This window comes from Thermosyntropha lipolytica DSM 11003, assembly GCF_900129805.1.
GTDB classification, from domain to species: Bacteria; Bacillota; Syntrophomonadia; order Syntrophomonadales; family Syntrophomonadaceae; genus Thermosyntropha; species Thermosyntropha lipolytica.
This window is the reverse complement of sequence record NZ_FQWY01000019.1, coordinates 1-23,389: the sequence shown is the minus strand read 5'-3', so window position 1 is coordinate 23,389 and position 23,389 is coordinate 1. Positions and strand designations below refer to the sequence as shown.

The 23,389-nt window shown below is 40.9% G+C and carries 20 protein-coding genes; all 20 read left to right on the top strand.

What is annotated here, in order from left to right:
- Positions 1 to 18 precede the first annotated feature (18 nt).
- The 20 genes from BUB92_RS06630 (at position 19) to ftsZ (ending at position 22,999) form a co-directional block, all read left to right on the top strand.
- Positions 19 to 1,968 carry a hypothetical protein gene (locus tag BUB92_RS06630; RefSeq protein WP_073091872.1) on the top strand — a complete coding sequence of 650 codons (1,950 nt, stop codon included), beginning with the start codon at positions 19 to 21 and terminating at the stop codon, positions 1,966 to 1,968.
- Between the two features lie 24 nt (positions 1,969 to 1,992).
- Positions 1,993 to 2,883 carry a copper amine oxidase N-terminal domain-containing protein gene (locus BUB92_RS06625; protein WP_073091870.1) on the top strand — a complete coding sequence of 297 codons (891 nt, stop codon included), beginning with the start codon at positions 1,993 to 1,995 and terminating at the stop codon, positions 2,881 to 2,883.
- Positions 2,884 to 2,976: 93 nt separating this feature from the next.
- Complete coding sequence (locus tag BUB92_RS06620) at positions 2,977 to 4,020, top strand: PHP domain-containing protein (RefSeq protein WP_073091868.1); 1,044 nt, start codon at positions 2,977 to 2,979, stop codon at positions 4,018 to 4,020.
- 322 nt (positions 4,021 to 4,342) lie between these two features.
- Positions 4,343 to 4,774: a division/cell wall cluster transcriptional repressor MraZ gene (gene mraZ, locus BUB92_RS06615; protein WP_073091865.1), complete on the top strand. Its 432-nt coding sequence runs from the start codon at positions 4,343 to 4,345 to the stop codon at positions 4,772 to 4,774.
- 10 nt (positions 4,775 to 4,784) lie between these two features.
- The gene (gene rsmH, locus BUB92_RS06610) at positions 4,785 to 5,702 is read left to right on the top strand and encodes a 16S rRNA (cytosine(1402)-N(4))-methyltransferase RsmH (protein ID WP_073091863.1); all 918 of its coding nucleotides are present in this window, start codon (positions 4,785 to 4,787) and stop codon (positions 5,700 to 5,702) included.
- A 28-nt stretch (positions 5,703 to 5,730) separates the two neighbouring features.
- On the top strand, positions 5,731 to 6,234 hold the full coding sequence (locus BUB92_RS06605) for a hypothetical protein (RefSeq protein WP_073091861.1): 504 nt from the start codon (positions 5,731 to 5,733) through the stop codon (positions 6,232 to 6,234).
- Positions 6,235 to 6,253: 19 nt separating this feature from the next.
- On the top strand, positions 6,254 to 8,368 hold the full coding sequence (locus BUB92_RS06600; RefSeq protein ID WP_073091858.1) for a stage V sporulation protein D: 2,115 nt from the start codon (positions 6,254 to 6,256) through the stop codon (positions 8,366 to 8,368).
- Positions 8,369 to 8,391: 23 nt separating this feature from the next.
- Complete coding sequence (locus tag BUB92_RS06595; RefSeq protein WP_073091856.1) at positions 8,392 to 9,864, top strand: UDP-N-acetylmuramoyl-L-alanyl-D-glutamate--2,6-diaminopimelate ligase; 1,473 nt, start codon at positions 8,392 to 8,394, stop codon at positions 9,862 to 9,864.
- Complete coding sequence (locus BUB92_RS06590; RefSeq protein ID WP_084728378.1) at positions 9,861 to 11,258, top strand: UDP-N-acetylmuramoyl-tripeptide--D-alanyl-D-alanine ligase; 1,398 nt, start codon at positions 9,861 to 9,863, stop codon at positions 11,256 to 11,258. Before BUB92_RS06595 ends, BUB92_RS06590 begins: the two co-directional genes overlap by 4 nt.
- A gap of 24 nt (positions 11,259 to 11,282) precedes the next feature.
- The gene (gene mraY / locus BUB92_RS06585) at positions 11,283 to 12,269 is read left to right on the top strand and encodes a phospho-N-acetylmuramoyl-pentapeptide-transferase (RefSeq protein WP_073091854.1); all 987 of its coding nucleotides are present in this window, start codon (positions 11,283 to 11,285) and stop codon (positions 12,267 to 12,269) included.
- Between the two features lie 40 nt (positions 12,270 to 12,309).
- A complete protein-coding gene (gene murD / locus BUB92_RS06580; protein ID WP_073091851.1) occupies positions 12,310 to 13,683 on the top strand; it encodes a UDP-N-acetylmuramoyl-L-alanine--D-glutamate ligase in 1,374 nt (457 codons plus the stop codon).
- A gap of 25 nt (positions 13,684 to 13,708) precedes the next feature.
- Entirely contained in the window at positions 13,709 to 14,809 is a 1,101-nt protein-coding gene (gene ftsW / locus BUB92_RS06575; protein WP_073091849.1) for a putative lipid II flippase FtsW, read from the top strand.
- 15 nt (positions 14,810 to 14,824) lie between these two features.
- On the top strand, positions 14,825 to 15,922 hold the full coding sequence (gene murG / locus BUB92_RS06570; RefSeq protein WP_073091847.1) for an undecaprenyldiphospho-muramoylpentapeptide beta-N-acetylglucosaminyltransferase: 1,098 nt from the start codon (positions 14,825 to 14,827) through the stop codon (positions 15,920 to 15,922).
- An 85-nt stretch (positions 15,923 to 16,007) separates the two neighbouring features.
- Positions 16,008 to 17,402: a UDP-N-acetylmuramate--L-alanine ligase gene (murC, locus tag BUB92_RS06565; RefSeq protein ID WP_073091844.1), complete on the top strand. Its 1,395-nt coding sequence runs from the start codon at positions 16,008 to 16,010 to the stop codon at positions 17,400 to 17,402.
- Between the two features lie 13 nt (positions 17,403 to 17,415).
- Positions 17,416 to 18,666 (top strand): UDP-N-acetylglucosamine 1-carboxyvinyltransferase, encoded by a 1,251-nt coding sequence (gene murA, locus BUB92_RS06560; protein WP_073091908.1) that lies wholly within the window; start codon positions 17,416 to 17,418, stop codon positions 18,664 to 18,666.
- A 115-nt stretch (positions 18,667 to 18,781) separates the two neighbouring features.
- Positions 18,782 to 19,507 carry a cell division protein FtsQ/DivIB gene (locus tag BUB92_RS06555; protein WP_073091842.1) on the top strand — a complete coding sequence of 242 codons (726 nt, stop codon included), beginning with the start codon at positions 18,782 to 18,784 and terminating at the stop codon, positions 19,505 to 19,507.
- Between the two features lie 15 nt (positions 19,508 to 19,522).
- Entirely contained in the window at positions 19,523 to 20,248 is a 726-nt protein-coding gene (locus tag BUB92_RS06550) for a DUF881 domain-containing protein (RefSeq protein ID WP_084728377.1), read from the top strand.
- 5 nt (positions 20,249 to 20,253) lie between these two features.
- Positions 20,254 to 20,586 carry a small basic family protein gene (locus BUB92_RS06545; protein WP_073091837.1) on the top strand — a complete coding sequence of 111 codons (333 nt, stop codon included), beginning with the start codon at positions 20,254 to 20,256 and terminating at the stop codon, positions 20,584 to 20,586.
- 75 nt (positions 20,587 to 20,661) lie between these two features.
- Positions 20,662 to 21,897, top strand: coding sequence for a cell division protein FtsA (ftsA, locus tag BUB92_RS06540; RefSeq protein WP_073091905.1), 1,236 nt, complete (start codon positions 20,662 to 20,664; stop codon positions 21,895 to 21,897).
- A 19-nt stretch (positions 21,898 to 21,916) separates the two neighbouring features.
- Entirely contained in the window at positions 21,917 to 22,999 is a 1,083-nt protein-coding gene (gene ftsZ, locus BUB92_RS06535; protein ID WP_073091834.1) for a cell division protein FtsZ, read from the top strand.
- Positions 23,000 to 23,389 lie beyond the last annotated feature (390 nt).

Below are 23,389 nucleotides of genomic sequence, written 5' to 3'. Positions count from 1 at the left end.
GGGAAGGAGGGAAGAGAATTGCTCAAACACAAAAAATGGTATACTGGTTTGGCTATGCTGCTAGTTTTTTGCCTGGTATTTATGCCTGCTCAGGTAGCTTTAGGCCAAACCCCATCCAAGGTAATAGATAATGAATTAGTTATAACTCAGCTAGGTGATAATGGACAAATCCAGGATATAAAAGTGTTAAATCATATTCGGGTTTTTGGTAAAGGTCAGTATGTAATCGAAGATAATGCCGGATATAAAGTTTCCAGTCTGCGCAATCTTTATAGCAAGGAAGCGATAAGCGAACAGAATGGAAAAATAAAAGTATCAGCAGCAGTAGCTGGAGATAAACCTTATGAAGATATTTATTATTTAGCTTCCGTAAAGAAAGAAGAAATAGCGAAAATAAAAATGCCGGTAAGTGTTGAGATTGAATACTACCTGGATGGTAAAAAAGTTAAGCCATCTGATATAGCCGGCAAAAGCGGACATTTAAAGATTGTGGCTACTTTTGAGAATAAGACGGGGGAAAAGAAGGTACTGGAATTTACTGATTCTAAAGGCAATCTGGTACAGAAAGAAGCCGAAATTTATACACCCTATGTTGTTTCTCTTTCCGGCTGGGAATTCAGCAACAAAAAATTCGCCAATGTACAGGCCCCTGGAAAAGCTGGAGAATCTCCGGGAGGGGTAGTAGTAAACATCAAAGACAATACGGTGGTAAGCTGGACGGTACCCCTTATTCCTCCCAAGTATCCGGCTAAACAGTATATCGTTCTGGAAGCCGATGGCAAGGATATTGAGCTTCCCAGCTTTAAGATTGCAGTTATACCCGTACTTCCCACAACTTCGGAAGTAGATTCTCTTTCTCAGGTACAAAATAGCTTATCTATGCTCTATGACGGCTTTGACAAAATCCAGAGCGGGGTAGGAGCGGAAGATAAAGAGGCTACTCTGCTTTATGGGCTTAATGCCGTAGAACAGGGGTTAAACCAGATAAGTAGTGGACTGGGAACCTTGATTGGCAAGGTAAAGATGCTTCGTTTTGGCCTTTCCAATCCAGCTTTTGATGCTGCAAGCTATGATGCCTTTAAAGGAACTGATGCCAAAGGTAATACTCCCGGGGCTAAAGATGCTATAGGACTTATAAAGAAGACAGTTGATGAAAAATTTATCCCTGCTTTAGGTGCGCAAAAAATGGTATTGACCGTCCTGCAGGGGGTTATAGGAACACCTGCTGACCAGGGGCAGACTCCTTCGCTTTCTACCAGTCTGTACAATGATGTGAATTACCTTAAAACTGCGGTAGCAGGAACTCCGGCCGAAAAAGTAATAACTGAGGCTATTGAACCTAAACTTATGGCTATAAATCACAATGTCGGGGTTTTCCGCGATGGCGGTCAGATGATAACTTCCAGCGGAACCGTAGATTTTCCGGCCAGTGTAAGTGCTTTGGAACTGGGAACTACTATGTTATCAAACAGCTTGGGGAAAGTAGATGCTGGTCTGGGTCTTATGGTAGCAGGGCTGGGTAATGTTGATAAGAATGGAAATCCGGTTAAGTCAGTCGATGCCAGCGGCAATCCCAATACGCTCCTTTATGCTCTGGCTGCTATGCAGGCAGGTATTGAAGAAAAAGCACTGCCGGGTATGGCTAAGATTAAAGAAGGAACAGGACAAATCGGCAGTGGAGCCGGACAGGCAAAAGAGGCTATCTATGAAGGTATGAAAACTTTTGCTTCGGTAGGAGCTATTGCTGATGCTCTGGCTCAGAAAGCAAAAGAGGCTGATACATTCCTCGGCAAGCCAGAAGGAGCTGAAGGAAGTGTAGCCTATGTATTCCAGACTCCAGAAATCAGCAAACAGGCCAATGCGGTTAAATATGGAGCAGGAGCTGTGGTAGTAGCCTTGATTATACTGCTGGCCCTTGGGCGGCCGCCCAAACAGGCTTTCCAGGCTGGAGTTCAGGAAAGTGCCTAAAAATAAAAGGGGGAGGTTGTTGATATGAAAAAAAGATGGATAGTCATGGTGGCTATTATGATGCTGTTGGCCTTTACAGCTGGGGCAGTAGCCGGTTCTACTTCCCAGGTGATTCAGGCTACTCTGGCTCATGATTTTAAATTTATGCTGAACGGAAAAGCATGGACTCCTCAGATTGATGGTAAGAATTTAAGTCCTATTGTTTATGAAGGACGCACCTATCTGCCTGCCCGTCCCCTGGCGGAAGCTCTGGGAGTAAAAATAGACTGGGATAAAAGTACAAAGACAGTTATAATCGGAGAAGCTCCGGTAGTAGTTGAAGAACCTAAACCGGAACCGAAGCCGGAGCCGCAGCCAGAACAGCCTAAAGAAGAACCTAAAGAGGAAGCTCCTGCTATTGCCAGTGCTGATGATGCTGCCAAGGCTATCGTAAAAGCTTTTGCTCCGGTAAATGCCAAGATAAGCATTTCCGGATTGGTAGCCGGCATGGTTAAAGTTGGGGCGGAAGCTACCGCTTCTATTGCTGCTGATGGCAAGGCAAATGCTAATATCAAGGGTGATGCAGGTCCTTTAGGCCAGAGTGATGTTAATGCTCCTCTCTGTCCTTATTCGGAACTGATTTATGGACCGGAAGGAGAGGCTTTAAAGGTAGTAGCCGGTGCTGCTTTTGCTGACAAAGGCGATGTATATGTTATTACTGTAACTGGAAATACCCCGGCTTCACTTCTTAATATGCTGAACAAGGTAAATGATAAGGCTACCTGGTCTGAGGTCAAAGGCACAGCGGAAATTACCGTAGATAAGAAGACTAACCGGGTAACCAAGATTATTATTAAAAATGGTACGGCCAAGGTTAAAACTATGTTAGGAGAAAAAGAAGCTACCTTTGAAGCTACTTTCACCTACAGCTACTAAAATAAAGCTATAACCAGGGTTGATTTAACAGGAGGTTAAGGGTATAAAATACTCTTAACCTCTTTTGTTTAAAGGAGATGGAGGTGAAAAGTTTTGTATGAGTATGTGGGCAATCTCCATATACATTCGGTTTATTCGGATGGTACAGGAACGGTAGCTGAAATTGCCAAAAAGGCTCAAAGAGCCGGACTTGATTTTGTGGTGATAACTGACCATGAAAATATGCGCGGTTTTAAAAAGGGTGAAGAAGGCTATTATAATAAAGTGCTGGTTTTGATAGGTATGGAAATCAACGATACTTGCTGTCATTATCTGGCTTTAAATATAAAGGAGGAAATAGAAAATAATACTTTAAACCCCCAGCAAGTAATCGACCAGGTAAATGAACAGGGGGGAATAGGTATTATTGCCCATCCTTTTGAAAAAGGTTCTCCTTTTTATGCCCGGGGGATAGCTTTTCCCTGGAACCAGTGGCAGGTAAAGGGATTTCAGGGGATAGAAATATGGAATTTTTGTTCTGGCTGGAAAGATAATTTAGAAAGCCGGTTAAAGGCGATTTTTTTGCTTTTCTGGCCGCGGTTTTGTATAACTGGCCCTGATAAAGAAGCTCTAAAGAAACTTGATTTCTTGCAAGGGCAGGGAGAAAAGGTGGCAGCCTTTGGTGGTTCTGATGCCCACAACATAAGGTTCAGGTTAGGATTTATTCCGGTAATGGTAGGTTCTTATCTTAAAACTTTTCGGTCAGTCAACATGCATATTTTGCTAAAAGAGAAGTTAACAGGAGATTATAAGAAGGATAAAGTGAAGATATATGAAGCTTTGCGCCAGGGCAGAAGCTGGGTAGCTGATGATTATCGCCGAAACAGCCGGGGATTCTCTTTTAACCTTAAATATGAAGATAGGACCTGGACTATGGGTGATGAAGTAGAATACCGGGAAGGAATGTGGATAGAAGTTTTTACTCCCCATAAAAGCAGGGTAAGGCTTATACATAATGGGCAAAGGGTAGCGGTGAGCCAGGGCAGGAAACATGTCTTTAAAAGTATAGAAAAAGGGGTATACAGAATAGAAGCAGATTACATGATTTTAGGATGTTATCGCCCCTGGATATATTCTAATTCTATATTCCTGGTGTAATAAAAGGTAAAGGCGAAAATAATAATCGAGAACTTGACGGTAACCTTTTTTCCGGCAAGTTTTTTTTATACTTTTTTAGTTTTTACAAAAATAGGACTTGAGAAAGAATTTTTTAATAAATTTTAAAGGAATATTTTTCCTTAAATCGGGATTTAAAGGCCTAAAAGCCGGTAAACAGGCTTTTTCTTGTCGAATTTAATAAAATAAGCTTAAATTTTTTTTATTTTTAAAAAAAGGATATTTACCGATGGGAGTAGAATAAAGTGGAGTAAAGTGGAGCAAAGTGGAACAGAATCCCTTAATAAATAAGAGGAGAGCACATATGTTTCTGGGTGAGTATCAGCATTCCTTGGATGCTAAAGGGAGGATTACTATTCCGGCCAAATTCCGGGAAAGCCTGGGAGATAGGTTTATTGCTACCAAAGGGCTGGATAACTGTATATTTCTTTATCCTCTAGCCGAATGGAGACAGATTGAAGAAAAGCTTAAAAAGCTTCCGCTTACTAGAGCAGATGTAAGAGCTTTTGTGCGCTTTTTTTTCGCTGGTGCTTCGGAGCTAGAACTTGATAAGCAGGGAAGAACAGTTCTGCCTCCTAATTTAAGGGATTATGCCCAAATTGAAAAAGATATTGTGATAATAGGGGTAGGAACAAGAATTGAGATTTGGGCAGCTGATAGCTGGGTAAACTATGCGAAAGAAGCAGAGGCTTCCTATGAAGATATAGCCGAGAAGATGGTGGATTTAGGAATTTAGGAGTGTTGATATGCACAAACCAGTGCTCTTAGAGGAAACGATAAATAACCTGGTAAAGGATAGAAAAGGAGTATATGTTGATGGTACTTTAGGGGGCGGAGGACATCTGCAAAGGCTTATGCAGGAACTGGATCCCGCAGCCAGGGTTTTTGCTTTTGATAAAGATAAAGATATTATGGAAGCGACGAAAAAAAAGCTTCCTTATCCTAATATCACCTTTATACATGCTGATTTCCGTTTTATGGAAGAAAGGCTTTTTTTATACGGAATAGATAAAGTTGATGGTATAATGCTTGATTTGGGTGTTTCGTCATTTCAGCTGGATGATCCCTCCCGCGGATTCAGTTTTCATGAAGATGCGAGATTGGATATGAGAATGAACCGGGAAGAAGCTTTAAGCGCCTGGGATATCGTAAATAATTATGATGAAGCCGAGATAGCCAGGATTATCTATGAATACGGGGAAGAAAGATTTGCCCGCTCGATTGCCAGAGCGATTGTAAACAGCAGAAAAATAAAAAGTATAGACACTACTTTGGAACTGGTAGAAGTAATAAAAAAAGCGGTTCCTTATGCTTACAAAAAAGAAAAACATCCCGCCCGCAGAACTTTTCAGGCTTTGCGTATAGCAGTTAATAAAGAATTAGATGCTCTGCGCGAAGTTTTACCGCAGGCGGTGAGGCTGTTAAAAACAGGGGGGAGGCTTTGCATAATAACTTTTCATTCCCTGGAAGACAGGATAGTCAAAGATTTTATGCAGAGAGAAGCCAGGGAGTGTTTATGCCCGCCTGGTATGCCCGTATGTGTATGTGGACATAAGCCACAGTTAAAGATTGTAACCAGAAAACCAGTAGTTCCAAGTGATGAGGAGTGTAGCCTTAATCCAAGAGCACGCAGTGCCAAATTGAGGGTAGCGGAAAAATTGTAGTTCTATAAAGTAGGAGGGGAGAATAAAATTGATACAGGCAGGCTATAAGTATGAATATTATTCCGATTATGCAACGAATACGGAAGAAGCTTATTACCAAAAGCCTTGCTATTCGTCTAAAGCGAATTCCCTAAAGGCGCAAAAGAAAAAAACGCTTTGCAAGATAATAGGGATTTTTTTCATGTATGCAGTTGTTTTGGTGTATTTATGTGTAAAAAGTGCCGTATTAGGTTATCAGATTGTAGAGTTAGAAAAAGAAATACATAATATTGAAAATGAAAATTTGCGGATTCAATATTTAACTGAGAATAGCTGTTCTTTAGAGATGGTAGAAAAGATAGCTAGCAAAGAGCTGGGTATGATAAAACCGGATGCAAGAATGACTGTGGCAGCTTTACCGGTAGAAGTGCAGGTTAAAGCTCCGGAACGGATAGCTTTAAGTGAACAAAATGATGGTAAGGGAGAAAAGGAGGAAAAGCCTCTTTATAAGTTGTATTCTAACCTGGTTTTTTTGGCTGATAAGAGCAGGTAAATAAAATGGGAGTGGTATGATGGATAAATCTACCAGCTTAGTAGTAAGAAAGCGTATAGCTACGCTTTTTTTCTTGTTTACACTGGTATTTTTTTTACTCCTTTTAAGGATATTTTGGGTGCAATTCGTAAAAGGAGCCGAGCTTGCGGAAAAGGCTATGCAGAACCGTATGCGTGATATACCGGTTGAGGCCAAGAGAGGTATTATTTATGATCGCAATGGCCACGAGCTGGCTATATCTGTAAGTGTGGATTCGATTTATGCTATTCCTGCTGAGGTGAAATCTTCGCACCGGGAAAGGGAAATTGCTGATAAACTGGCCCGGGTGCTTGCTATGGATGAGGAAAAAGTTTATAACCGGATAACCAGCAATACTTCATTTGTCTGGATAAAAAGGCAGGTAGATCCTGAAACTACTAAAAAGCTTCGCGAGATGGATTTACCGGGCATAGGTTTTACTGAGGAGAGCCGGAGGTTTTATCCCAAGGGCAGCCTGGCCAGTCATGTTTTGGGGATATCAGGAATTGATAATACAGGATTAGAAGGAATCGATTATTATTACAATGATTTAGTAGGAGGAACGAAAGGAAGAATAATTATAGAGCACGATGCTGCCAACAGGCCCATACCCGAAGCAACTCATAAATATATTCCACCTCAGGATGGAGCCAATCTTATATTGACCATTGATGAGACTATACAATACATTGTAGAAAGGGAACTGGATAAGGTTTTTAAAGAGCGCAAAGCTAAAGCGGCAGCGGTTATAGTTATGGATCCGCATACGGGGGAAATATTAGCTATGGCCTCAAGGCCAACCTTTGACCCTAATAATTATAATGATTATCCCTCTTCTAATCGGCGTAATTTTGCTATAAATGATGTTTATGAACCAGGATCTACGATGAAAATTATTACCGCCGCTATGGCTTTAGAAGAAGGTGTAGTTTCTCCCCAGCGAAAGTTTTTCTGTCCTGGTTATGTTAAAGTAGGAAGGGAAACGATTGGCTGTTCCAACCGCAAGGCCCATGGCAGTCAGACTTTTGCTGAAGTAGTAGCTAATTCATGTAATGTTGGTTTTGTGGAAGTAGGATTAGAAATTGGCTTAGACAGGTATTATAAATATATAAATAACTTTGGTTTCGGCAAGCCTACGGGTATTGATCTGCCAGGTGAAGCGAAAGGTATACTGGTCCCAAGAGAAAGAGCTATGCAGATCGATTTGGCTACTATGTCCATAGGGCAGGCTAATGCTGTTACCCCTCTGCAGCTTATTACCGCGGTGTCAGCCGTAGCTAATGGGGGTAATCTTATGCAGCCTCATCTGGTTAAAAGTATTATAGATAAAGATGGTAAAGTAATAAAAAAGGTAGAACCTAAAGTAGTAAGAAAGGTTATTTCGCCGGAAACGGCCCGGGAACTTTGCTTAATACTTGAAGGGGTAGTACAGAATGGAACTGGTAAAAATGCTTATATAGAAGGTTACAAGGTGGCAGGTAAGACAGGAACGGCGCAAAAAATATCTCCTACGGGAGGCTATCTACCTAATGAATATGTAGCATCATTTATTGGTTTTGCTCCGGCAGATAATCCGCGCCTATCTTGTATTGTAGTAGTAGATGCTCCGCAAGGCTATCCTTATTATGGAGGCTGGGTGGCAGCTCCTGTTTTCCGGGAGATAATGAAAGATGCTCTGCGTTATTTAGAAGTTCCTTTATATAAGGCAGAAGAGGATAATAATGCCCGGATAGAGAAGGTGGTAGTTCCAGATATAGTTAATCTCCCTCTAGGGGAAGCGATTGGAATTATAACTTCCCGGGGACTTAATGCCAAGGTGATAGGAACCGGCAATGTGGTATGGAAACAAGCACCTAAAGCGCAAACCAAGGTTGACAAAGGGACCCAGATTATTGTTTATCTTTCTTCCTTGCCTGCTGATAAGGGAGAAGGGGAGATTACGGTACCAGATTTGGAAGGGAAGTCTATGCGTGAAGTAGCCAAGATCCTTTCTGATTTAGGTCTCCATCTTATGCCGGAAGGTTATGGATTAGCTTATGAACAATCACCGGAACCGGGTAAAATTGTTACCGCTGGTTCCACTATCAAAGTGAAGTTTCAGCCTGTTGGTGAATAAATGGGCGGGAAAGGAGAGAAAAGATGCGACTTGGTGATGTTTTAAAGGGGATAGAATATAAAATAATAAAGGGCAATGGGGATGAAGAGATAACCGGTGTTTATTATGATTCAAGAAAGGTTAAACCCGGGTCATTATTTATATGTATCAGGGGATTTAAGGCTGATGGGCATAATTATATTTCTGAGGCTCTTTTAAGGGGAGCAGTAGCTATACTTGCTGAGGAGATAAGGGAGGTAGCTGCTGATATAACATATATACTTACGGGCAACACCCGTAGTGCTATGGCTAAAGTAGCGTCTAACTTTTATGGCCGGCCTTCATCTTTTATGAGGGTTATAGGGGTTACCGGCACTAATGGCAAGACTACTACGACCCATCTTATACAAAATATTCTTACCCAGGCTTCTTTAAAAACAGGTATTTTAGGAACCCTTTATGCACGGGTGGATGATTATAAAAAGGAAATGGGACATACCACCCCGGAAGCTCTAGAAATTGAAGAATTTATGAGCCTTTGCCGGCAAAAAGAGGCCAAGTATGTGGTAATGGAAGTTTCTTCCCATGCTTTAGATTTAGACCGGGTTAAAGAAATAGATTACAATGTGGCCCTTTTTACTAACCTGACTCAGGATCATCTGGATTATCACCAAAATATGGAGAATTATAAAAATGCTAAACTTAAACTGTTCTCCATGCTGGGAGAAAAAGAAAATAATTTTGCGGTTATAAATAATGATGATAGATATGCCGGGGACTTTATAAAAGGGACTAAAGCGGAAGTAATAACTTATGGGATAGAGAATGATGCCCAGGTAAAGGGGTATAATCTTGATATAAGTGCTAGAGGTACCAGTTTTATGGTTAAGTATAAGGATATAGACTTTAAAGTTGATATGCAGTTAATTGGCTTATTCAGTGTTTATAATGCTTTAGCGGCTATTGCTTTTGCTCTTAGAGAGGGAATAGAACCAGAGATAATAAAAGAGGCTTTAGCTAAGACCACCAGTGTGGCGGGCAGATTTGAACTGGTAAAATGCGGCCAGGATTTTACCGTGGTGGTGGATTATGCTCATACTCCAGATGGATTGGAAAATGTTTTAAAAACAGCTAAGGAGCTTACTTCCCAGCGGCTTATAACGGTTTTTGGCTGTGGAGGAGACAGGGATAAAACGAAAAGGCCTTTGATGGGGGAAATAGCAGCCAGGTACAGCGATTTCTGCATAGTGACTTCTGATAATCCGCGTAGTGAAGACCCTAAAGCTATAATCGATGATATCATTCCCGGTCTTTTAAAGGTGGAAGGTTCACGTTATGCCGTAGTTGTTGATAGAAGGGAAGCTATAAGACATGCCATTTATATGGCTAAACCAGGAGACATGGTAGTTATTGCTGGTAAAGGGCATGAAACTTATCAGTTGATCGGGGATAAGGTTTTAGATTTTGATGATCGTAAGGTAGCAGCAGAATTTTTAAAGGAGATAGTGAAAAGATGAGAATGGCTATTGATTTCATATGCCGGAGTATAGAGGGCAAAGTGGTATGGGGAGAAAAAAGCGGTTATGTATACAGTGTAAGTACTGATTCGCGCGATATAGGCAATGAATGTCTATTTATAGCTTTGCGTGGAGAACGCTTTGACGGCCATGATTTTGTTTTGGAAGCCTTTGCCAAAGGGGCTTATGCGGCAGTAGTTGATAGAGATGTGCCGGGAGAAATACCTGCCGGCAAGGTGGTTATCAAGGTTGCTGATACTCTCAAAGCTTTGCAGATGCTGGCCAAGAGTTACCGCGAGAGGTTTAAAATACCGGTTATCGCTGTTACCGGCAGTGTAGGTAAAACTACAACCAAAGAGATAATTGCTTCTCTTTTAGCCAGAAGGTTTAATACTTTAAAAACCGAAGGCAATTTTAATAATGATATTGGGGTGCCTTTGACCCTTTTTAAACTGGAAGCCCATCATCAGGCAGCCGTAATTGAACTGGCCATGCGGGCATTGGGAGAAATTGACCGTTTATCTTATATGGTAAAACCACATGCGGCAGTAATTACCAATGTAGAGCCGGTTCACCTGGAAACTTTAGGAAGTATGGAAAATATAGCTAGAGCCAAGTGTGAAGTATTAAAATACATCGATCCTGATGGTTTTGCTTTAATAAATGGAGATAACCAGCTGTTAAGAAAGACAGCGGCTAATTACTCTTGTCGGAAATACACCTTTGGGTATAATAATGATTGTGATTTCCGGATTGTAAAGGTAGAAAGTAAGAATAAGGGCATAAATATTGTGGCCGATATGAGAGGAAAGGTATATAAGATGTTTTTCCCCCTGCCCGCTTCTAAACTAGCATATAATGTGGTAGCAGGGGTAGCTGCCTGTCATCTGCTAGGAATAGATATGCATGACGCCATATCGGCTTTGGCTCATTATGAAGCCGGGGATAACCGGCTCCGGGTTATAAACTTGAGCTGGGGAGGAAAGATCATCGATGATACCTATAATGCCAATCCTTTGTCCATGGAAGCAGCATTAGAAACAGGTAAAAACTTGCGGGAAAAAGGACGTCTGGTGGCCGTGCTGGGGGATATGTATGAACTGGGGAGCTATGAAATTGAGGGACATCTTGAGGTGGGGAAAAAGGCAAGCCAGAACAGAGTAGATATTTTGGTTACGGTGGGAAAGCTGGGAAAATATATAGCCCAAGGGGCTTTGCAGGCGGGAATGTCTCCTGATAAGGTATATAGTTTTGCCGATAAAGAAGAGGCTTTTTCTTTTTTATGTGCCCATCTGGATAATGAGGATACAGTTCTTTTCAAAGCTTCCCGCGGAATGAAGATGGAAGTATTGGTGGAGAGATATTTAGATTTTATGGAGAACCGAGATAAATAGGTATGCGGTACGGAGGTTGTATTTATGGCGGAATATGTAATAAGCTCATTGCTGGCGGGGCTTATAGCTTTTATAGTTGTTCTGGTTCTGGCTCCTTTTATGATTCCTTTTCTTACCCGTTTGAAAGCGGGACAGAGCATAAGAGAAGAAGGACCTAAAAGCCATTATGTTAAGGCAGGTACCCCTACTATGGGGGGGATAATGATGATTACTGCGGTTATGGTAGCTGTTTTGGCTATGGCTCCAAGGAGCACGGAAGCCTGGGTAGCTATGCTGGTTATGCTGGCTTTTGGTGGTATTGGGTTTTGGGATGATTACATAAAGGTAGTGTTAAGGCGTTCTCTAGGTTTGAAAGCCAGAGAAAAACTTGTTTTACAGCTACTGGTAGGTATAATTTTCGGCTTTTTTTTGGTCTGGTATTTTAACCGGGGAACGGAGATTATAATTCCCCGTATAGGGATTATTGATTTGGGTTATCTTTATATACCTTTTTTGCTATTAGTGTTAATGGGGACTTCTAATGCGGTAAATCTTACCGATGGTTTGGATGGCTTGGCTGCCGGAGTTACTTTTTTTGTGGCTATAGCTTTATCCCTGATAAGTATCATGACCGCTCATTATGAGCTGCTTATTTTCTGCCTGGCTTTGGCGGGGGCTTGTGCGGGATTTCTCGTTTTTAACCGTCATCCAGCCCGTATTTTTATGGGTGATACCGGATCTATGGCTTTGGGGGGAGCAGTAGCTGCTGTAGCTTCTTTTACTAAAATGGAGATAGTGTTGATTATTATAGGTGGAGTTTATGTAATTGAAGCTTTAAGTGTTATTATCCAGGTAGTATGTTTTAAAACTACGGGAAAAAGGGTTTTTCTTATGAGCCCTCTTCATCATCATTTTGAATTACAAGGCTGGCCGGAAAAGAAGGTGGTCCGCTTTTTCTGGCTGCTTTCCGTTTTATTTGCCTTATTAGGGTTATTGGCTCTTAAGGGGGCAGGTAATTTTTATATAGGTTAGTTTTTAAAATATTATTTTGCTTTCGAGGAGAATATAAATTATGATAGGAGAATTAAAAGGTAAAAAAGTTCTGGTACTGGGTATGGCCAGAAGCGGTCTGGCTGCAGTTGAGGTATTGCTTAAAAGAGGTGCCAAGGTTACAGCGGCAGATGAAGGAAAGTCGGATAAGATAGGGAAGGCAGCACGCATACTTGAAGATAAAGGAGTACAGGTTCTGGTAGGAAACTATCCCCTGGTTAAAAGCGATAGTTTCGATTTACTGGTTATAAGTCCGGGTATACCGCTTTCCATTGAGCCGGTGCAGGCTGCTTATAAAGAGGGGATACCGGTTATTGGCGAGCTTGAACTTGCCTATAATATAAAATCCCCGGCGGTAGAGATATATGCAGTAACTGGAACTAATGGTAAGACTACTACGACAGCCCTGCTAGAGGCTATCTTGCAAAAAAGCGGCAGGAATGCCCGGGCAGCAGGCAATATAGGTATACCTCTTACCAGCGTTGTTGACCGCTTGGAAAAAGGGGTTATAGCTGCGGAGGTTTCCAGTTTTCAGCTGGAAACGGCTATACATTTTAGGCCTCATATATCGGGAATTCTTAATATAACCCCTGACCATTTGGACCGACATAAGACTTTTGATGCTTATGTAGAAGCTAAAGCGAAAATTTTTGCCCGGCAAAAAAAGGGAGATTTTACCGTGCTAAATTATGATGATAACCGGGTAAGGAATTTGGCTGCGAAAAGCAAAGCTAAGGTGGTGTTTTTTTCTATACAGAATAAGCTGGAGGAAGGCTTGTTTATAAAGGAAGGGAATATAATAGCCAGATTTAATGCCAAAGAAAACCTGATATGTTCTACAAGTGATATTTTGCTAAAAGGCAAACATAACCTGGAAAATGTTTTATGTGCCAGTACCATGGCTTATCTGGGGGGAGTAAGTCCGGAGGTAATAAGGGAAACCCTTACCACTTTTAGAGGGGTAAGGCATCGCATGGAAGAGGTAGGGTATATAGAAGGGGTTCTTTATGTAAATGATTCCAAAGCTACTAATCCTGAATCGGCTATAAAGGCTCTGGAGGCTTATGATAACCCGGTAATACTTATTGCTGGAGGCCGGAATAAAGGATCTCGCTTTGACGAACTGGCCCAGGTGGTGAAGAAAAAGGCCAAAAGCCTCATACTCTTAGGAGAAGCTAAAGAGGAAATAAAGAGGGCGGTTATAAAGGCAGGATTTAGCGATATATATGAAGTTACAGGTTTAAAAGAGGCAGTTTTAAAAGCCAAGGAATTAGCCAGGGAAGGTGATGTGGTTTTGTTATCACCTGCCTGTGCTAGCTGGGATATGTTTGAGAGTTATGAGCACCGGGGCGATTGTTTTTGCTCGGCAGTAAGAGAGCTGGAAATTAAAAATTGACCATCCTTATGGCAGGGGGGGTTTAATGAGGCTGAAAAAAGGGCCACCTGATTTTGTCCTTTTTGTTACGATTTTAGCTCTTTTGAGCATAGGACTTATTATGGTTTTTAGTGCCAGCTCTGTCACGTCCAATGTCAAATATGGAGATGCTTACTATTATTTTAAACGGCAATTGATATGGGCCGGCATAGGGCTGGTAATAATGATGATAATCATGAGAGTAGATTTAAAAAAGATTAAGGCTCTAGCTTATCTGGTAGCTGCTTTGGCTTTAGTATGCCTGATTTTAGTGCTTACGCCGCTAGGCATAACGGCCAAAGGTTCCAGCCGCTGGCTGGGGGTAGGTTTTCTTTCTTTTACTCCTTCCGAGCTTGCCAAGTTGGGAATGGTTATGTTTATGGCCCGCAACCTGGAGGTAAATTTAGATAATATTAAATCTTTTACCACCGGAATTTTACCTTATCTGGTAGTATTAGGGCTGGTTTGTGGACTTATAATGATGCAGCCTGATTTAGGAACCTCTTTTGCTCTGGCCGGTACGGTGTTTTTTATGTTGCTGGCAGCTGGAGCCAGATGGAATCACCTGGTGGGAATAGCTGCAGCCGGGATGCTGGCCATAATGGGGGCGATTGCTGTTGCTCCCTATCGCATGGAAAGGTTCATTGCTTTCCTTAATCCCTGGAAATATGCCCGTGATGAAGGATTTCAGACGGTACAATCTTTATATGCCTTGGGATCAGGTGGCTTATTCGGTATGGGGTTAGGACGCAGCAGGCAAAAATTTTTTTATCTGCCTGAACAACATACCGACTTTATTTTTGCTATCCTGGGGGAAGAGTTAGGGTTTATAGGAGTTTTTCTGGTTATTGCTCTTTTTATTCTCCTGGCCTGGAGAGGATTTAAAATTGCCATAAATGCTCCGGATAATTTTAGCAGTTTACTGGCAACAGGTATAACGACCATGATAGTTTTTCAGGCGGCTATAAATATAGGTGTAGTTTGTGGGGCTTTGCCAGTTACAGGTATAACTTTGCCTTTTATAAGTTATGGAGGTTCCTCACTTCTTTTTACCCTGATAGGAGCAGGTATTTTACTCAATATATCGCGATATAGTTCGATAAGATAGGAGGAAAATATAGTTATGAGGCTTATAGTAAGCGGTGGCGGTACAGGAGGCCATATTTATCCTGCTTTAGCTATCGCTAAAGAGGTAAAAAGGATTATTCCTGAGGCCCAAATACTTTATGTAGGTACAGAAAAAGGGATGGAAAAGGATATTGTAAGTAAGGAAGGTTATCCTTTTTACGCTGTTGATATATCGGGCATAGATCGTTCTTCTCTTTTGAGGGCTTCCCGGTCTTTGCTCAAGGTTCCCAAAAGTTTTTGGCAGGCTTTTAATATAATAAAAGAATTTAAACCTGATGTAGTACTCGGAACCGGAGGATATGTTTCTTTTCCCGTGGTTCTGGCGGGTACTTTTTTTAATTGTAAGACTATGATACACGAGCAAAATGTGTTCCCCGGTTTGGCTAACCGTAAGCTGGCTTCCCGGGTAGATTGTATTTTTCTTACTTTTGAAGAGACGAGAAAATATTTATCAGGCAAGAAGATTAAAGTAACCGGTCTTCCTGTGAGACGGGAAATAATGGAAGTGAAGCGAGAAGAGGCTCTTAAGCATTTGGAGCTGAAGGACAAGTTTACTCTGATAGCTTTCGGCGGCAGCCGGGGAGCTATGAGCATAAATAAGGCTATGCTGGAGGTAGTTCGAAGATACCAGAATAATGAAGATATGCAGATAATATGGATAACCGGTTATACAGGTTATGAAGAGATAAAAGAAAAACTGGCCATGAGTATTGATACTGGTAAAATGAAATTAACCCTCAGGTTATTTCCTTATATGTATAATATTGAGGAGGCTTTAGCCGTATCCAGTTTGGCAGTTTGTCGCGCCGGAGCCAGTACTTTATGTGAACTGGCGGTTTTGGGACTTCCTGCTATATTGATACCTTATCCTTATGCAGCAGAAGGACATCAAGAAAAAAATGCCCGGGCGCTTAAGGAAAAAAAAGCTGCCGACATGGTTATTGATGAATATTTAGATGGAGATACTCTTTATAATAAAATTGAATACCTGCGAAATAATCCCTATCTTTTAGCTGAAATGCGTGCTAATTTGCTTAAAGAAGCCAGGCCATATGCTTTAAAAGATATTGTAGAAACTATTATTAATGGCTGATTTTAAGGCTGTTATCATTTTGTAACCACTTTTATTAGTTATGCATAATATAGAGTGTAACCTGCAAGGAGAAGGAGATGAAAGAATGGCCACAATACCAGGGCATTGGATTCATATGGTAGGCATAGCTGGAGCAGGAATGAGTGGTATAGCTAGAATACTTTTTGAGCAGGGATTTAAGGTTACCGGATCAGATCTCCAGATAAATGGTACCGCCCAAAGACTCAGAGAAATGGGAATAGAAGTTTATGAGGGACATTCTTCTTCTAACCTGAAGGAGGGGGTTGATCTTCTCGTAGTTTCTTCAGCTATACCTGAAGATAATCCCGAGGTAAATTTAGCTTTAAAAAGAAATATTCCGGTTTTAAAGCGGGGACAGATGCTGGCCTGTATGGTAAACAATAAGAAAGGTATAGCCGTAGCTGGAGCCCATGGCAAAACTACAACTACTTCTATGATTTATTGGGTTTTGCGGGGATGTGGTATAGAACCTACTTTTATAGTAGGAGGAGAGTTGCAAGATGGACATATAAATGCCAGGCTGGGAAATAGTGATTATTTTGTAGTCGAAGCCGATGAGAGTGATGCTTCTTTTTTAGAAATTTTTCCTTATGTTGCCGTAGTTACGAATATTGAAGATGATCACTTAGATTTTTATGGGTCAATCGATAATATAAAGAAGGCTTTTGTGCAGTTTATTAATCAAGTAAGGCCCGAGGGATTTGCTGTTATTTGTGGTGAAGATAAATATATAGCAGATATTAAACATGATATTTCGGTTCGTACTATAACTTACGGGGAAAATAGTAACCATGACTATTATATAAAAAATTGGCACCCTAAAGAGCTAGGTTCTGTTTTTGAGGCTTACCGCAAAGATGTATATTTGGGACAGGTGGAACTATCTGTTCCCGGCAAGCATAATGCTTTGAATGCTATAGCTGCTATAGCGGTAGCTTTAGAACTAGGTATGGATTTTGCAAAAGCAAGAGAAGAGATCAAAAAATTTAGTGGAGCCAAAAGGCGTTTTCAGATTAAAGGTGAAAAATTTGGCATTATGGTGGTTGACGACTATGCTCATCATCCTACCGAAATAAGAGCAACCCTGGCGGCAGCCCAGAATTTAAAGCGGGAGAGAGTAATAGCTATATTTCAGCCCCACCGTTATTCCCGAACCTATAAACTGTGGCGCGAGCTGGGAGAAGCTTTTTCCGCTTGTGATTTAGCTATTTTTACTGAAGTATATGCAGCATCGGAAAAACCTATTCCAGGAGTTGATGGCAAGCTGGTATATGAAGCTGCTTTAGGAACAGGCTGTAATGCAGTATATCTTGATTCTTTTAAAAGGATAAAAAAATATTTGTTGGAAAATACTAGAGCCGGTGATTTGGTTCTTACCATAGGGGCAGGAGATGTTTGGAAAATAGGCGAGGAGTTTCTAAGTGAACTTGAAAGCCTGGCGGTTAAGGGTATATCCTAGCGGAGGTGTTTTTTTGAGCAGGTTGATAATCCGGGGTAATATGAAGCCGCTTAAAGGTAAAGTTAAAATAAGCGGTTCTAAGAATTCTACTCTTCCTATAATGGCAGCCAGTATAATGGCTAATGAAGAAGTGATATTAACCGGAGTACCTGATTTAGAAGATATAAATGTCATGGCCGAAGCTTTAAGGATTCTGGGGGCTAGAGTGCAAAGGGAAAAAGATGTTTTGATCATTGATGGTAAGAGTGTATCTAAATGTGAGCTGCCGGAAAGTATTTCTCGTAAAATGAGAGCTTCCAATCTGGTCATGGGAGCGTTATTGGGACGCTTTAAAGAAGCCAAGGTAGCCTATCCTGGAGGATGTGCGATAGGTAGCAGGCCTATGGATCTGCATGTAAAGGGATTTGTTAGCCTGGGTTACGAAATAAATGAAGAAGCAGGTTATATGGAGGGTAAAGCTAACCATATAAAAGGAACGGAAATTTTACTGGATTTCCCTAGTGTAGGTGCCACGGAAAATATTATGATGGCAGCCAGCATGACTCCTGGGATAACTATAATTCGTAATGCGGCCAGAGAACCTGAAATAGTAGATTTACAAAATTTTCTTAACTGTATGGGAGCCAGGATACGAGGTGCGGGATTAGATACGATAAGAATTGAAGGGGTAGATTATTTAGGAGGAGTTCAGCATACGGTAATTCCTGATCGTATAGAAGCAGGAACTTTCATGGTAGCAGCAGCTATAACTAGGGGGGAAATATATATAGAAAATGTGATAATAGAACATGTTCAGCCGGTTATAGCCAAGCTAAAGGAGATGGGGACCGAGATATTCCCTTGCAGTATGGGATTAAGGGTAACAGGGAATAAAAATTTGCGCGCTACCGATATAAAAACTATGCCTTATCCAGGATTCCCTACGGATATGCAGCCGCAGATAACTGCATTATTAGCAACCGTAAAAGGAACCAGTGTGGTAGTAGAAACTATTTTTGAAAATCGATTTATGCATGTGCAAGAATTGCGGAGAATGGGGGCTGATATAAAGGTTGAGGGGCGGGTGGCCATAATTAAAGGTAAGAAAAATCTGCAAGGGGCCTTAGTTCAGGCTACAGATCTTAGAGCAGGAGCTGCACTGGTTTTGGCAGCTTTGGCGGCTGCGGGAGAATCAGAAATTGAACAGGTTTACCACATCGATCGCGGTTATGAAAATTTACATGTAAAATTGAAAAATTTAGGAGCCGATATAGAAAGAAGATAAAAATAAGTTTGAGAGATTATCTCAAGCTTTTTTTTGTATCAATAATTGTAATGATTTTATGACAAATATTTGCTATAATCGTTTCAGTTAGCGTTATAGGAGAGATTATAAGCTTATGCGCAAGGTTATAACTGCTTGCCTTTTAAGCATAATAACCCTGATATGTCTTTATCTTTTTTTGCACAGTTCTTTTTTTAATGTAGAAAGGATATATGTAACAGGAAATAAGGAAGTTTCGGAAGAAGAAATTTTAGAGATAGCTGATATATTCCCGGGAATTAATATATTTGAAGTAGATAACCGACTGTGTTCTAAGGCTATTGAACTGCATCCTATGATTAAAAAGGCACAGGTTATAAGGCACCTTCCCCGTAGTATTGAAATAAGGGTAGAGGAACGCACTATATGGGCAGTAATACCTTACAATGATGTTATACTTTGTGTAGATGAAGAAGGTGTATGTATAGACCGCAGGCCTAATTTTCCCGCAGGTGATTACCCGATTATAACTATGGAAAAAATGCCGGCGAAAATAAATTTAGGCCAGGCAGTGCAGCCGGCAGGGATGAAAATGATGTACCAGATCTGGAGCAGGTTGACTCCTGACATGAAGAGGAGATTATCAGATTTTCACTATATAAATAGTAAAAAAGAAGTAGTTATATATACTTCGCTGGGAACGGAAGTAAAATTTGGTTCGGATGATAGGCTGGAAGAGAAGATGGAATTATTAGAAAAGGTTTTAAAATTAGAAGAAGAATTTAATAATAAGGGAAATGAGGCTATAGAATATGTTGATCTGCGTTTTAAGGGACAACCGGTAGTAAAAACCAAGGATTAAAAGCAGGTGATGATTATGGAAAATAACAATAAGGCAACCTGGATATCGATAGCTTCGGTATGCTTGGTTTTAGGAATTATGCTGGCTATACAATTTAAGACTACGCAAAGTTACCAGCAATCTTTGCTTCCTTCCCGTATCAATGAACTGTCCCAGAGGCTTAATGCAGTAACGGAAGAAAGGGATGCTCTGGCTGAGGAAGTTTTAGAACTAAGAGAAAAATTAAAAAATGTCCGTGATCAGGATAAAGCCATGGCTGATTTGCAAGAAGAATTGAGGAAGGTTAGTATGGCAGCCTGTATGCTTCCTTTAGAAGGACCGGGGATAATAGTTACTCTTGATGACAGTAAACGCCTTCTTCAGCCTGGTGAAAACCCTAATGATTTATTAATTCATGATACCGATTTACTGATGGTGGTTAATGAGCTTAAAGCTTCCGGAGCGGAAGCGATATCAATAAATGGAGAAAGAATAACCGCTATGACGGAAATAAGATGTGCGGGAACCATGATTTTAGTTAACTGGAATAAGATCTCTCCCCCTTTTGAAATAAGAGCCATAGGCAATCCGGATATGCTGGAAAGTGGACTTATGATAAGAGGAGGAGTAGTAGAAATGCTTAAAGTATGGGGAGTACAGGTAAATGTACAGAAAGTCAACAAAGTAACGATTCCTGCTTATAATGGCAAGCTTAAGTTCGAATATAGTACACCGGTAGAATATAAAGAAAAGGCGGAATAAGTGATATGTGGTTATTGGCGGTTTTTTGTTTGTTACTTGGAATTATAATAGGTTTTCAAATGCCGCTGCTTCCGGCTATTTATGCTAAATATATGTCCATCGCCGTACTGGCTGCGTTAGACTCGGTTTTTGGCGGTATTAGGGCATATATGGAGGATACTTTTGACAATTTAATTTTTATCAGCGGTTTTATAGTTAATGCCCTGCTGGCAGCTGGACTTGCTTATTTGGGAGATAAGCTGGGAGTAGAGCTTTATCTGGCGGCAGTTGTCGTTTTTGGAGTGCGCTTATTCCAGAACCTGGGAATTATTCGTCGATATCTCCTGAAAAAATACTAAATAAAATTATAAGTAATAAAAAGGAAAATCCGCCTTTTTGTGGTATTTGTAATTAAGAGTACTAAAAAGGGGCGGATGGTTATTAAGAGGAGAGGTTTAGCTGTAGGGTTAGATATAGGTACCAGCACTATCAAGGCAGCTTTAGGGGAGTTTATATCTGGGAAAGAGATTAATATTTTAGGGGTGAGCCAGGTTTTTTCTTCTGGCTTGCGTAAGGGAAATGTAATAGATATTGAAAATACTGCCCAGGCTATAGCGGGCTGTCTGGGTGAACTGGAAAGGCTTACTGGATTAGAAGTTGGCCAGGCGGTAGTAGGTTTTTCCGGGGCTGATATATTTTCCATAAATAACAGGGCAGTTATTGCTGTAGGTAATCCAGGGAATGAAATACTTCCTGAGGATAGGGAGAGGGTTTTAAAATCAGCGCAAAATATACCTCTGCCCCCGGATAAAATCATATTACAAAGAGTAGAAAGGCAATATATAGTTGATGGATATGAAGGGGTTAGAGATCCGGTAGGGATGATGGGAAGCCGGCTGGAAGCAGAAGTGGCTGTTATTGTAGCTAAAGCTGCTGCCGTACAGAATTTGTACCGAAGTGCTGAGCGTATAAATTTACAGATAGAAAAATGTTTTTATAATGCTCTATTGGCTGCAGAAGCAGTACTTCTGCCTACAGAAAAAGAAATAGGGGTAGTTCTTGTTGATATAGGTGCGGGAACTACCGAAGTGAGCTTTTTTGAAAGAGGAAGCCTGGCCTGTACGGCTGTTTTGCCTATAGGAGGAGAATATATAACCCGGGATATAGCAATAGTGCTTAAAACATCTCTGGGAGAAGCTTTGCGCATAAAAGAACATTATGGAGTAGCTAGTCCTTTTTTAGTAAAAGAAGGGATAACGATAAAAATAAAGAATATACAAGGTAATCAGACAAGAGAAGTTTCTGCCCGTATGGTGGCGGAAATAATTCAGGCCCGGGTTTTGGAAATGATGGAAATGATACGGGATAGGCTTATAAGTTTTGGATGTCTTTCCCGCATGCCGGGAGGAATAGTGGTAGTAGGTGGCGAAGTTATGCTTCCCGGAATGGTACAGGTTATGGAGGAGTATTTTGGGGTACCTGTACGTATAGGCGTCCCTAATAGTATAAGAGGGATAACTAATGATTTTGCCCTTCCCCAAAATGCTGCCGTTATTGGGGCGGTAGTCTGTGCTGCTAAGGGCAGGGCATGTGTTCCTGGGCATAATAATCAAGGGTTTTATAAGTTTTTCGATAAGCTGGGTTATTTTTGCAAAGATTTATTTAGTTGAGGGCAGAGGAGGTATTTAAATGCCATTAGAATTTGATGTTGAGATGCAGCAGTTTGCTAATATCAAGGTAATAGGTGTTGGTGGTGGAGGTAATAATGCCATAAACCGCATGATAGAAGCCGGATTGAAAGGAGTAGAATTTATTGCGGTTAATACTGATGCTCAGGCTTTATTCCTCTCCAAGGCTGATAAGAAGATTCAAATAGGAGAAAAATTGACTAAAGGTTTGGGAGCGGGAGCTAATCCTGAGATAGGTATGAAAGCAGCTGAAGAGAGTGCCGATGAGATAAAGAGGGCATTACAAGGAGCTGATATGGTTTTTGTAACTGCTGGCATGGGAGGAGGAACCGGTACCGGGGGGGCTCCAGTTATTGCCAAGATTGCTAGAGAGTTGGGGGCTTTAACTGTAGGGGTAGTAACTAAACCTTTTACTTTTGAAGGAAGAAAGCGTAGTGCCCAGGCGGAAAAAGGAATTCAGGCTTTGCGGGAAGAGGTAGACAGCCTTATAACTATACCTAATGACAGGCTTTTGCAGGTAGTTGATAAACATACTGCTTTTAATGATGCTTTCAAAATTGCCGATGATATTTTACGACAAGGAGTACAGGGGATATCTGACCTGATTGCTGTGCCAGGTATTATTAATTGTGACTTTGCAGATGTACAGACAATTATGAAGAATACTGGTTCTGCTTTAATGGGAATAGGCAGAGCTTCAGGTGAAAATAGAGCAGCGGAAGCCGCCAGAATGGCTATTTCCAGTCCTCTTCTGGAAACTTCTATTGATGGGGCTAAAGGAGTACTTTTTAATATAACCGGTGGTCATGATCTTACTTTATATGAAATTAATGAAGCGGCGGAAATTATTCATGCAGCTGCTGATGTAGAGGCTAACATTATTTTTGGTGCCAATATAGATGAGAGCTTACAGGACGAAGTAAGGGTAACGGTAATTGCTACGGGATTTAATACTTCCCGGTCGCAAAATATAAGTAATATATCGAAAGAAGTGGCTAAAGAAAGGACCAGGTTGATAGACACTTCAGCTTCTCTTCTGGATAAGGCGGATTTAGAAATCCCTCCTTTTTTGCGCAGAAAATAAAAAAGCAAATAATACAAAATTTGTAAATATCGTAAGTCATAGGCGGGAATTTTTTAAAATCCCGCTTTTTTATTTGGTTCTTTGTCAATAGTTGGGGTAGCAGGTGTTAGTGGTCAAATACCTGCTACCTCTTTTGTACTATCTGCCATGTTGTAAATACAATTAGTGAACACTTTGTAAAATGCTTTCCCGAAAGTAAGCAATGGATACTATATTTTTGCGGCCTGGTTTTGAAACAGGAAAATAAAACCTTTAACCCAATTAAAAACGGAGCCCAGGCTTAATTAGCTGGTTTTCCTCTCTATAGGTAGAGGCATAATTCTTTTTACGAACAGCAATGCAGTATACGATTACGAAATCTGGAAAAATTCCTATAACCATAAGCATTGC